This window comes from Nonomuraea sp. NPDC002799 (assembly GCF_053592075.1).
In genome coordinates, this window is the sequence record NZ_JBSFVA010000084.1 from 1 (window position 1) to 11,101 (window position 11,101).

At 73.5% G+C, this 11,101-nt stretch carries 8 protein-coding genes; all 8 read left to right on the plus strand.

The genetic code is table 11. The features are described from left to right. Positions 1 to 473, plus strand: a 473-nt coding sequence (locus ACWD0F_RS50985) for a family 4 glycosyl hydrolase (protein ID WP_449890239.1), incomplete at its 5' end; no start/stop codon positions are given. 251 nt (positions 474 to 724) lie between these two features. Further along, a complete protein-coding gene (locus ACWD0F_RS50990; protein ID WP_449890241.1) occupies positions 725 to 3,157 on the plus strand; it encodes a lantibiotic dehydratase in 2,433 nt (810 codons plus the stop codon). A gap of 36 nt (positions 3,158 to 3,193) precedes the next feature. After that, positions 3,194 to 4,546, plus strand: a complete 1,353-nt coding sequence (locus ACWD0F_RS50995) for a B12-binding domain-containing radical SAM protein (RefSeq protein WP_449890243.1) — start codon at positions 3,194 to 3,196, stop codon at positions 4,544 to 4,546. A gap of 39 nt (positions 4,547 to 4,585) precedes the next feature. Next, positions 4,586 to 5,680 (plus strand): arginase family protein, encoded by a 1,095-nt coding sequence (locus tag ACWD0F_RS51000; RefSeq protein ID WP_449890245.1) that lies wholly within the window; start codon positions 4,586 to 4,588, stop codon positions 5,678 to 5,680. Beyond that, positions 5,677 to 6,720 carry a hypothetical protein gene (locus tag ACWD0F_RS51005; RefSeq protein WP_449890247.1) on the plus strand — a complete coding sequence of 348 codons (1,044 nt, stop codon included), beginning with the start codon at positions 5,677 to 5,679 and terminating at the stop codon, positions 6,718 to 6,720. The genes ACWD0F_RS51000 and ACWD0F_RS51005 overlap by 4 nt, the downstream gene beginning before the upstream one ends. Before the next feature lie 164 nt (positions 6,721 to 6,884). Next, on the plus strand, positions 6,885 to 7,835 hold the full coding sequence (locus ACWD0F_RS51010) for a PHP domain-containing protein (RefSeq protein ID WP_449890249.1): 951 nt from the start codon (positions 6,885 to 6,887) through the stop codon (positions 7,833 to 7,835). Continuing rightward, entirely contained in the window at positions 7,832 to 10,510 is a 2,679-nt protein-coding gene (locus ACWD0F_RS51015) for a lantibiotic dehydratase (protein ID WP_449890251.1), read from the plus strand. The genes ACWD0F_RS51010 and ACWD0F_RS51015 overlap by 4 nt, the downstream gene beginning before the upstream one ends. Next, a partial coding sequence (locus tag ACWD0F_RS51020; RefSeq protein ID WP_449890253.1) for an MFS transporter occupies positions 10,507 to 11,101 on the plus strand: 595 nt, incomplete at its 3' end. The genes ACWD0F_RS51015 and ACWD0F_RS51020, both read left to right, overlap by 4 nt.

An 11,101-nucleotide genomic window follows, 5' to 3' on the forward strand; every position in this document is an offset into this window, starting at 1 on the left:
GGGCGCGCAGGCAGCGCGACGAGTCGTACATGGCCGAGGCCCGCGACGTCACCGACGCCGGCGAGCGCGACGCCGCCGACCTGGAGGCGGGCGGCTACGAGGGCATCGCGCTCGGCCTCATGGCCGCCATCGCCCGCGGCGAGCCCGCCACCATGATCCTCAACGTGCGCAACGGCTCCGCGGTGCCGGGCCTGCCCGCGGACGCGGTCGTGGAGATCCCCTGCGCGGTCGGCGGCGCCGGGATCCGCCCGCTGGCCACCCGCCCGCTGCCCGGCCGCTTCCTCGGTCTCGTGCAGCAGGTCAAGGCCGTGGAGCAGACGACCATCGAGGCCGCGCTGTCCGGCTCGGCCCAACTGGCGGTCGAGGCGTTCGCGCTGCATCCCCTGGTCGACTCGGTGGCGACGGCCAGAAAGCTGCTCGACGGTTATCGGGCCCGCATTCCCGAGCTGGCCGCGGTCTTTCCCGGCGGCTGATTTCTTTTACTCGTCAATAGGCGCGTGCACCAGGTCCACTAAGAGAAAAATATACGTCTCGTCGGCTTATGTCCCTTAAATATATTCGTTGAGATTCCCGGCTCGCCTAACTATCGTCGTTCAGCAAGGGCGAGGGTCGTGGGGCTGATCAACGGGGAGATCTTTTGCCGGGGACTTGTTCGGGGGAAAAGCGGGCGTGGTCGCTGAGCCCGGTCGTGCTGCTGCGGCACGCGGGTTTTCCCTTTTCGCTGTTGCTGCCATTCTCCGACCGTCAGGCGGCGGGCGCCGCCGACGCCGTGCTCGACCAGGGCGAGCTGGTGCGGCGGCTCGCACAGGACGTCAAAGGCGCGCTGCGCGGGGCGGGGGCCGGTGACCTGGGAACGGCGGCCGGCCTGCGGCGGCCGTTCCTGCCGGGCGAGCTCGACGAGCTGCGCGCGGCCCTCGGCCCGGCCGCGTCGCAGACGGTCGAGCGCTACCAGGAGGCCGCCCTCGCGCTGGACCACAGCTGGCTCGGCCTCGAACGCGACGTCGCCGCCGGGCTCGACGGGGCGCGGCGCGACCTCATCGAGCTCTTCGGCGACCCGGCGCTGCGGCAGGTCCTGCTGCTGTCCAACGACGCGCGCTACACGGAGTTCGCCACCTGGCTCGACGGGGGAGCGAGCGGGTCGCGCGGGCACGTCCGCAGGATGACGGACCTGCTGGCGATGTACCTCCAGCGGGTCACCACCAAGAACGAGACCAACTCCCACTTCGGTCCGCTGTCCGTCGCCCGCGTGACGCCCGGCGCCACCGGCCTCTCCTGGGCCACCGGCCCGCAGCGCAGGACCGCCTACCTCACCCACTGGGCGGGCGAGCGGCTGGCCGAGGCGTTCAGCGCGCGGCCGGCGGCGTTCGAGGAGGTGCGGCCCCGGCGCAGGCCGCTCGCCTTCACCGACGGCTCCCGCATCGCCCTCTACGCCTTCGAGTCCGTCACCGGCCGGCCCGACGGCTGGCGTTTCACTGCGGTGGCGGCCGACACGCTCGACGACGACGAGCTCTGGCTCTGGCGGCGCTGCGACGGCGAGCACACCGTGGCCCGGCTGCGAGCAGCCTGGCAGGCCCGCGAAGACACGCCGCTGCGGGCCTTCGACGACGTCCTCGGTGAGCTGACCGCCAAGGACTGGCTGGTCGCGCGCTGGGAGATCCCCATCGGTTCCGCCCACCCGCTGGAGGTGCTGCGCGAGCAGGTGCGCGACCTCGGCGACCTGGCGACCGTGCGGCGGCTCGGCGAGCAGCTCCACGAGTTCGTCACCGGCCCCCTCGACGGCCGCGCCGCGCTGCTCGCCGCGATGAAGGAGCGCTTCGAGCACGTCACAGGCGCGCCCGCCAACCGCGGCGGCGGCCGGCACTACGCCGACCGCGGCATCCTCTACGAGGAGGCGTACGGCCCGGTCCACGACATGCGCCTCGGCCACGACGTCGCCGGCCTGATCAGCGGCGAGCTGTCCGTGGTCTACGACCTGGCCATGCTCGCCCCCCGGCTGCGGGTGCGCCGCGAGCTCGGCATCCTGCGCCGCTGGGCCGGCCACCGCTTCGGCGCGGAGACGCCGATCGCCCTGGAGCGCTTCTACACCGCCTTCTACGCCGACGAGCCCGAGCTCGCCCGCCAGTGCGAGCAGGTCGACCGCGAGATCGAGGCGCTGGACCGTGAGGTCACCGCGCTGCTGCTCGACGGGCACACCCCCGGTCACGGCGAGACGGTGGTCGAGCGGGCCCGGCTGGCACGGCTCCTGAGCCGTTTCCCGGCGGCGCCGGCCGCCCTGTGCAACCCCGACGTCATGCTCGCCGCCACCGACGCCGCCGCGCTGGCCCGCGGCGACTTCCTGGCCGTGGTGGGCGACTGCCACGGCGTACGGGAGGCGCTGACGCACTCCAGCTTCGCGCCGCTGATCCAGCAGCACGCGCCCGACGTGCTCGACGAGATCCACGCCCGCTACCAGGGCCTGCTCGACGACGACGAGCTGCTGGTCGACCTGGCCAGGTCCCATCCCGACAAGACCGGGGCCCAACTCGTCTACCCCTGCCCCGACCTTGAGGTCTACGGGCTGTCGCCCAAGAGCCGCGACCAGGTGTTCCAGCCTTCGGACCTCTACCTCACGGTCCGTGGCGCGCGCATCGAGCTGCGGGCACACGGCACCGACCGGCGTCTCAAGCTGCTCGCCCCGCTCGCGGGCGGGCCCAGCATCCGTCAGGACCCGCTGTCGCCGTTCGCCTTCCCCCGCCACTTCGGCGGGATCGGGCTGCGCGCCGCCGGCCACGACCGCCTGCCCAGGATCCGCTGCGGCCGCGCCGTGCTCCAGCGGGCCCGCTGGACCATCCCCACCGGCGCCCTGCGCGGCTGGAGCCCCGGGGTGCGGCCGGCGCGCGGCGACGCCGCCGAGTTCGCCGCGGCGCGCCGGCTCCGGCGCGACCTCGGGCTGCCCCGCCACGGCTTCGTGAAGATCCCCGGCGAACCCAAGCCGGTCTACGTCGACTGGGATTCTCCGCTCCTGGTACGACAGCTTTCCCGGCTCGCCCGGCAAAGCGGTGCCACCGTCGAATTCACCGAGATGCTGCCCGGCCCCGACCAGCTCTGGCTCGATGTCAACGGGCGGCGATATACCAGCGAGCTCCGCTGCGCGGTCTTCGCGCCGCGCGCGGGCTGACCGTCGCCTTTTCACGCACCATCAGGGGGGAGAACCATGCTGAAAGGCTGCATCGTCCAACTGCCATTCCCGTCCACGCACGACCCCGACCCACGCCTGTCCGATTACTACGCGGACTACGATCGGCGTTTTCGCGCCTTTCTGCCGGAATACTTCATCCCCTCCGACGGGCTGTGGGAAATGCCGCTGTGGGTGGCCCACCTGACGGCGCTGCTCGACGCCGCCGGGATCGACTCCGCCTTCCGCGACCTGTCCAAGGGGCCACCGGAGCCGTACACCTGCCACAGCGCGGTGCTGGAGGCCACCGCGCCCGGCGACCTCGTCCTCCTGTCGCCCCTGGCGCAGAACCTCCGGCTCGCCATGGACGTGGCGAAGCTGCTCAAGGACGCCGGGCGGCGCGTCGTCCTCGGCGGCAACATGGCCCCGCTGGCGCCGGCGGAGTCGGTGCACCTCCTGCACCGGGGCCAGCTCGACGTCGCCTTCGCCCGCCGGCTCGCCGAGCTGGGCGCGGGCGAGGGCGGCGACACGGAGAAGCCGGTGGCGTTCGGGCTCTCCGCCGACCGCATCGGCTGGGCGCCCGACTACCGGCACCTGCGCCACTACAGCGGCCAGGTGCCGCTGCTGCGGCTCAACGCCAGCCACGGCTGCCTCTACACGTGCTCGTTCTGCGGCGACGCCTGGAGCAGGCAGCTCACCCTCGTCGACCGGCACGCCCTGGCCACGGAGGTCGACGAGCTCGCCGCCCGTTTCCCGGCCACCCGGCTCGTCTACATCGGCGACAAGACGTTCGGCCAGTCCAGAGAGGCCGTGCGCAACCTCATCGACGTCTTCCGCGACCGCCCCGGCTACCGGTTCATCGTGCAGACCCACGTCATGCAGGTCAAGGAGTGGGTCATCGACGCCATGCTGGAGCTCGGCGTCGTCGCCGTCGAGCTCGGCTTCGAGTCCGCCGACTCCCAGATGCTCAAACGGCTCGACAAGTTGTCGCGCGGCCTCGACGACTACACCCAGAAGATCCACGCGCTCAGCGACGCCGGTCTGCGTGTCGTGCTCAACATGATGGGCGGCCTCGACGAGGAGACCGAGCACGCGCACGCCCAGACCGTCGCCTGGATGGAGGCCAACAGCCCGGCGTTGTGGCTGTTCAACCTCTACAACTTCGTCCCCTACCCGCTCACCCCCGACTTCCCGCGCCTGCGCGAGCGCATCTTCAACTGGGACTTCGCCGACTGGCGCGAGGACGCGCCGGTGGTCTACCGGCCGCGTCACCTGTCTCCGGAGCGGAGCTGGGAGCTCTTCCAGGAGAAGATCGCCGCCGCGCACCGCATCGTCCGCGCCCCTGACCTGACTCCATCGACCACGGGGAGACGAAATGACTCTGCTGCCTGACTTCAAGGTGCTGCGGCACAGCGTCAAGGGGGAGACGAAATGACTCTGCTGCCCGACTTCGAGGCGCTGCAGCACAGCGTCAAAGCGGATGACTTCGCGGCGGACCCGCTGCCCGGCTGGGCGGGGGTCGCCACGCTGTTCGGCGCCCGCGCCACCTCCCCCGAGCACGTCGACGTCGGTGACGACGGCTGGGTGGTGTCCGGCGTCCCGTTCGACGCCACCGCCAGCTCCCGCCCCGGCGCGGCCGAGGGCCCGCGCGCCATCCGGCAGGCCAGCCTGGTCTTCTCCAGCTACCTGACCAGCCTGGGCGAATGGCGGATGCTCGACACGCGCACCGGCCGCACCTTCCGCTACCGGGCTCCGCAGGTGGCCGACGCCGGCGACCTGCACGTCTATCCGACCGACACCATCCGCACCTTCCAGGCCGTCGCCGCCGAGAGCCGCCGGCTCAGCCGGGCCGCGCCACGGCTGATCTTCCTCAACGGCGACCACTCGGCCACCTTCCCCTCCTTCGCCGGCTTCCGCGCCGGCCGGCTCGACCGGGGCGCCGGGCGCGTCGGATTCATCAACATCGACCACCACTTCGACTTCGGCAACTGGAGCGCGCTGCACGGGCCGCTCTACCACGGCTCCAACTCCCGCCGTATCAGCGAGCTGCCCGGGATGCGGCCCGAGGACATCGCCTTCGTCGGCGTGGGCGACGTCACCAAGTACGACCAGTTCCGCGACCTGCTCGACCGCGGTTTCCACGTGGTGCCCGGGGTACAGATCCGCAGGGAAGGGGCGGCCACGGCGCTGCGCCGCCTCATCGAGCAGCTCGGCGAGCGCTGCGACACCGTCTACGTGTCCCTGGACATCGACGTGCTCGACAGCGCCGTGGCCACCGGGACGGGGCACGTGACCATGGGCGGCATCGACACGGGGACGCTGCTGGACGTGTACGAGGAGTTGCGCGCCCTTCCGGTGGGCGCCGTGGACGTGGCCGAGGTGGCGCCCCGCTACGACCCTTCGGGCAGCACGGCCCACATCGCCGCCCACCTGCTGTTCGACTTCCTGTTCCGCACCGACGGCGCCCCTCCGGACCTCGCCCCCTGGGCGCCCGCCACCAGACCCGCTTCCGGGGAGGGACGATGAGGTTCACGCCTGACGACGCGCGGCTGGACTGCTCCTCCCTGCTGCGCGGGCGGCGGGAGGAGGCCCTGGAGGAGCTGGCCGGCCGCGCCGCCGACCTGCTGCACAGCGCCGGCTTCGCCGTCTTCCGCCTGGGCCGCCTGCGGCTGGGTGTGGCGGAGAGCCGGCGGCTGGCCGTGGCGCTGGCAGGCCGGCTCCGCGACGCCCTGCTGATCCGCGGCGCACCCGCCGGGATGCGCCTGGAGGTGGACGAACCGCAGCGGACGTACGTGCCCGAGGGCTTCCCCACGCGCACGCTCCTGCCGCACCACGACGGGCAGCACTGCTCGTACCTGACGCCCAGCCTGCTGGACGCGCCGGGCTGGGATCCCGCGTGGCGGGAGTTCGGCTCCTCGGGCTACACCACCACCCCCGCGCACAAGATGTACCAGGGCATCTTCCTCTCCGACCCGGGAGAGGGCCTGAGCGTCACCACCTACTACGACTGGCTCGGCGTCATCGGCGACGTCCTCGAACGTCGCGAGCTCGACACCGGCGACGATCCGGCCGGCGAGGCGGCCCGCTGGCTCGGCGCCAACCTGCGGGCGGCGCAGGCGCGCCAGCGGGCGCACGGCTGCCCGTACCCGTCGATGGGGGCCATGCTCGGGCTGGAAGAGACCATGTGGCACGCGCTCTCCTTCCACCACGCCGAGGCCGACCTCGCCAAGGAGCACCGCGCCCGCTACCCCGCGGCCGTCCCGCTCGCGCGGGAGTGCGCGTGCGGCGGGTGCGAGGGTGAGATGGCGCGGCTGTTCTGCCACCAGACGGTGATGGCCACCGGGCTGACCTGGGCGGGCTTCCGCGCGCGCTGGGAGACGCTCGCCCCTGGCGACCACTGCGACCTGCTGTTCGGGCACAACCTGACCATGCTCCACGGCGGCTGGGCGGGCGGTCCCGGGCGCGTCATCGAGCCGCTCTGCCTGGTCGTGGACACCCCTTCGGGCCCCGAGTACGAGCGCTGGCTGGCCGCGTCCTGGCGCCGCCGCCTTCCCGGAGGCCGGTGATGCCCTCCGACGAGAAGGCGGCGCAGCCAGGGTGGCGAGTGCGATCCGAGGCGGCGGCTGGTCCTGAGCGGTCGGTGTCGTGTGAGGCGGTGGCTCAGTCAGGGTGGCGAGCGCCATCCGAGACGGCGGTTCGCTCTGGGCGGTCGGTGGCGTCGGGTGAGGTGGTGGCTCGGCGGGAGCGGCCGGTGGTGGCCGGGGTGCCGGCGACCCTGCCGTGCCCGGTCGACCTGCACCTGCACACCCGATGCTCCGACGGCGACGACGACCCGGCCACGCTGGCCCGGCGCTGCGTCGCCGCCGGGTTGCGGGCCGTCTCCGTCACCGACCACAACACCATGGCGGGCGTCGAACGGCTCAGCCAGGCCGCCGGCTCCGCGCTGACGGTCGTGCCCGGATGCGAGGTCACGGCCGAGTGGGACGGCGCGGAGACGCACTGCCTGGCCTACTTCGTCGATCCCGGCGACCTGCTCTTCCAGGAGCGGGTGCGGCGGGTGCACGACGCCGAGCTGCGGTGGTGGCGGGCCTGGGCCGAGCGGGTCGCGCACCTCGGGGCGCCGCTCACCTGGGAAGGCGTGGCGCGGACGCTGGGCGGGGACCGGGTCGCGTACGTGGGCGACTACCTGACGCTCCTGATCGAGTCGGGCGACCATCGGTTCGCGTCCTACACCGGGACCGCCGCGCTCGCCGCCGACTGGTGCCGCCCCGGCCGGCCGCTCCACCTCCAGCAGCCCTGGCGTCCCGGGCTGCTGGAGGTGCTGGCCTGGATCGCCGAGGCGGGCGGGGTCGCGGTGCTCGCCCATCCCGGCGAGGCCGTCCCCCGGCTGGAGCGGCTGTGCGATGCCGGGCTGGGCGGGCTGGAGGTGTGGACGAGCTGGCACACGCCCGCCGACAGCGCCCGGCTGGCCGCCGTCTGCGCCCGGCTCGACCTGGTCGCCACGGCGGGCTCGGACTACCACGGGACACGGGTGAAGCCCTGGGTGCCGGGCCCCGGCCTGTTGCCCGCGCTCCCGCCTCACCCGCTGGCCATCCTCGACGCCCTGCACGCCCGCCGCCCCACCCGCGCCACTTCCGGTGGCCGGGCTGGCGCTCGTTCCGGTTCCGAGGAGGGTTCATGACCGTGGTGATCGAGCCAGAGCCCCATCGGGTCGCCGTGGGCGGTGGGTGGACGCTGGTGCCCGTCGTCGTGCTGCGGCAGGCCGGGTTCCCGATGGAGCTGCTCGACCCGCTGGTCGACGAGAGTGCCGCCGAGGAGGCCGGGGCGCTCACGGCGATCGCCGACCAGCTTGTGCAACGGGCGGGGGAGGCGAAGGCGGCCCTTCGGGCGCAGCGGAGCGACGGCGGGCAGTGGAGCAACGGCGGGCAGCGGAGCAACGGCGGGCAGCGGAGCGACGACGGGCAGCGGAGCGATAGCGGGCAGCGGATCGCGTCGTGGGTGGGCCAGTCACGGCCGATCCCCGAGGCCGAGCTCGCCGGGCTGCCGCAGGAGACGGCGGCGGCGCTGCGCCCGTACCAGGAGGCGGCCCTGGAGGTCGCGGAGCGGTGGGCCGCGTTCGGCGAACGCCACCGCGAGCGGCTCGGCGCGGCGGGCCGCGCCGTCGTGCGGGCCTTCGACGACGACGCGCTGCGGCAGGTGCTCCTGCTGTCCAACGACGCCGCCTATCCTGGCTTCAGCGCCTGGCTCGACTCCCACCAGGAGGAGAACGGGCGGCGCACCAGGAAGATGACGGACCTGCTGGCGATGTACCTCCAGCGGGTCACGACCAAGAACGAGACGCACTCGCATTTCGGGCCGTTCACCGTGGGCCGGGTCGGTGACCGGCCGGGCATCACCTGGAAGTCGGAAGGCCGGCTGGAGCGCCGCGCCTGCTTCGCCCACTGGGCCGCGGAGCGGCTCGCCGCGGTGGCGGGCCGGAGCCTGGCCGGCCATGTGCGCCCGCGCCGCCGCCCGCTGGCGTTCCTGCGGGCCGGCCGCATCGACCTGTACGCCTTCACCACCCGCGACGGCCTCGACACCGACTGGGACCTGCGCCACCTGGGCGGCGGGGAGGTGTCGGCCGCGGAGGAGCTGTTGTGGCGGCAGTGCGACGGCGACCACACCGTCAGCGCGCTGCGGGCACGGTGGGACGACGCCGCGGCGTTCGACCGGGCGCTGCGGCGACTGGCCGAGCGGGAATGGGTGATCGCCGAGTTCGAGGTCCCCGTCGGTGACTCCCGGCCGCTGGCGGCCCTGCGCGCCCAGCTTCCCGCCGCCGAGGCGCGGCCCCTGATCGCCGAGATCATCCGCTTCGAGGAGGATCTGGCCCGCTTCGCCACGCTGCCCCTGCCCGAACGTCCGGCGGCGCTCGCCGGCGTCAAGGAGCGGTTCGAGCGGCTGACCGCCGGTTCCGCCAACCGCAACCGCGGCCTGCACTACGCCGATCGCAGCATCCTGTACGAGGAGGCGCACGGCCGGCTGGACGGCCTCACGATCGGGCCGGACATCGCCCGGTTCATCACCGACGAGCTGTCGGTGATCTACGAGACGGTGCTGGCGGGTCCGCGGCTGCGCATGCGGCGCGAGTCGGCCATCCTCACCCGCTGGGTCACCGGCCGCTTCGGCGCTGACGTCGAGGTGCCCCTGGACCGGCTGTACGCGGAGTTCTTCGGCGACCGGGAGCGCCTGGCCGCCCGGTGCGCCGGAGTCGAGGCCGAGCTGGCGGCCCTCGACGACACCATCACCGCCGCCCTGCTCGGCCAGGAGGTGGCCGGCCAGGAGGTGGCCGACCTGGGCGTGTTGCCCGGGGCGGAGGTGGATCGGCGGGGTGTGTTGTCCGGGGTTGGGGTGGAGCGGTGGGAGGTTGTGGTGCCGCGTGAGCGGATGGCGGCGATCCTGGCCGAGCACCCCGCTGACCCGCCCGCCCTCTGCGACCCCGACGTGCTGTTCGCCGCCACGAGCCGGGACGCCCTGGCCCGTGGCGACTTCACCGCCGTGATCGGGGACTGCCACGCCGTGCGGGAGGTCATCACCCACACCAGCTTCGGCCCCCTGGTCCAGGAACGGGCCCCCGAGCTGCTGCCGGAGGTGCACCGCGGCTACCTGTCCCTGCTCGACGACGACGAGCTCCTGGTCAACCTCTCCCGGGGGCACCCCGACAAGTCCTCGACCCAGCTCTGCTACCCGTGTCACGACCTGGAGGTGTACGGCAGGTCGATGCAGACCCGCGACAAGGTGCTGCAACCGTCCCAGCTCTACGTGGTGGCCAGGCAGGGCCGGCTCGAACTGCGCGCCCACGGCGTCGAGGGGCGGCTGCGCCTGATGGCGCCACCGGCCGGAGGCCCGAGCATCGTGCAGGATCCGCTCTCGCCCTTCGCCTTCCCCCGCCACTTCGGCGGCGTCGGGCTGCGGGCCTCGGCGCTGGCCCACGTGCCCCGGATCCGGTGCGGGCGGGTGGTGATCCAGCGGGAGACCTGGCGCATCCCGGCCGCCTGGCTGCGCGGCCTGGCCCTGTCGGGCGGGCGGGTGTCGGCCGATGACGCGGCGGAGTTCCTGGCGGCCTGCCGGCTGCGCCGCGCGTACGGTCTGCCCCGGCATGTCTTCGCCAAGGTGCCCGGCGAGCCGAAGCCGATCTACGTCGACTGGGACGCGCCGCTTCTGGTGCGGCAGCTCTGCCGGATGGCCAGGCGGACCGACGGCACCGTGGAGTTGTCCGAGATGTTGCCCGCGCCCGATCAGCGCTGGCTCCAGGTCGGCGGCCATCGTTACACCAGCGAGCTGCGCTGCGCGGTGTTCTCTCCACGGCGGGCACGGTGACCACGAGCGCCGCCTTCGGCTCCGGATATCACCGGCTGGTCAGCGCCGCCGGCGTGTCGGCGGTCGGCGACGGGCTGCGCTTCGCCGCGCTGCCGCTGCTGGCCGCCGCGCTGCTTCCCGACGCCTTCCAGGTGTCGGTGGTCACGGCCGCCACGACCGTGCCCTGGTTGCTGTTCGGCCTTCCGGCGGGCGCGTACGCCGACCGGTTCGAGCGCCGCCGCCTGATGGTGCTGGCCGACCTGCTCCGGGCGGGGACGCTGGTCGCCGCGACGGGGCTGCTGGCCCTCGGCTGGTTGACGTTCTGGCCCCTGGTGGCGGTGGCGTTCCTGCTGGGCGTGGGGGAGGTGCTGTTCGACTGCGCCTCCTTCGCCCTGCTGCCCAGCGTCGTCGCGGCCGAGCGGCTGGAAGCGGCGAACGGCCGGCTCTTCGCCGTCCAGACCACGGGCCGCGACCTGGTCGGGCATGTGCTCGGCGGCGTGCTGTTCGCGGCGGGCCGGGCGGTGCCGCTGCTGCTGGACGCGCTCTCCTTTCTGGCGTCGGCGGCGCTGCTGCGCGGCATCCCCGGGTCACGGCCGGCCGGCGCCGCGCCGG

Coding starts and splice junctions, on each gene's coding strand:
- ACWD0F_RS51000 (WP_449890245.1), top strand. CDS start 4,586: ATGACTCTGCTGCCCGACTTCGAGGCGCTGCAGCACAGCGTCAAAGCG.
- ACWD0F_RS51015 (WP_449890251.1), top strand. CDS start 7,832: ATGACCGTGGTGATCGAGCCAGAGCCCCATCGGGTCGCCGTGGGCGGT.
- ACWD0F_RS51005 (WP_449890247.1), top strand. CDS start 5,677: ATGAGGTTCACGCCTGACGACGCGCGGCTGGACTGCTCCTCCCTGCTG.
- ACWD0F_RS50995 (WP_449890243.1), top strand. CDS start 3,194: ATGCTGAAAGGCTGCATCGTCCAACTGCCATTCCCGTCCACGCACGAC.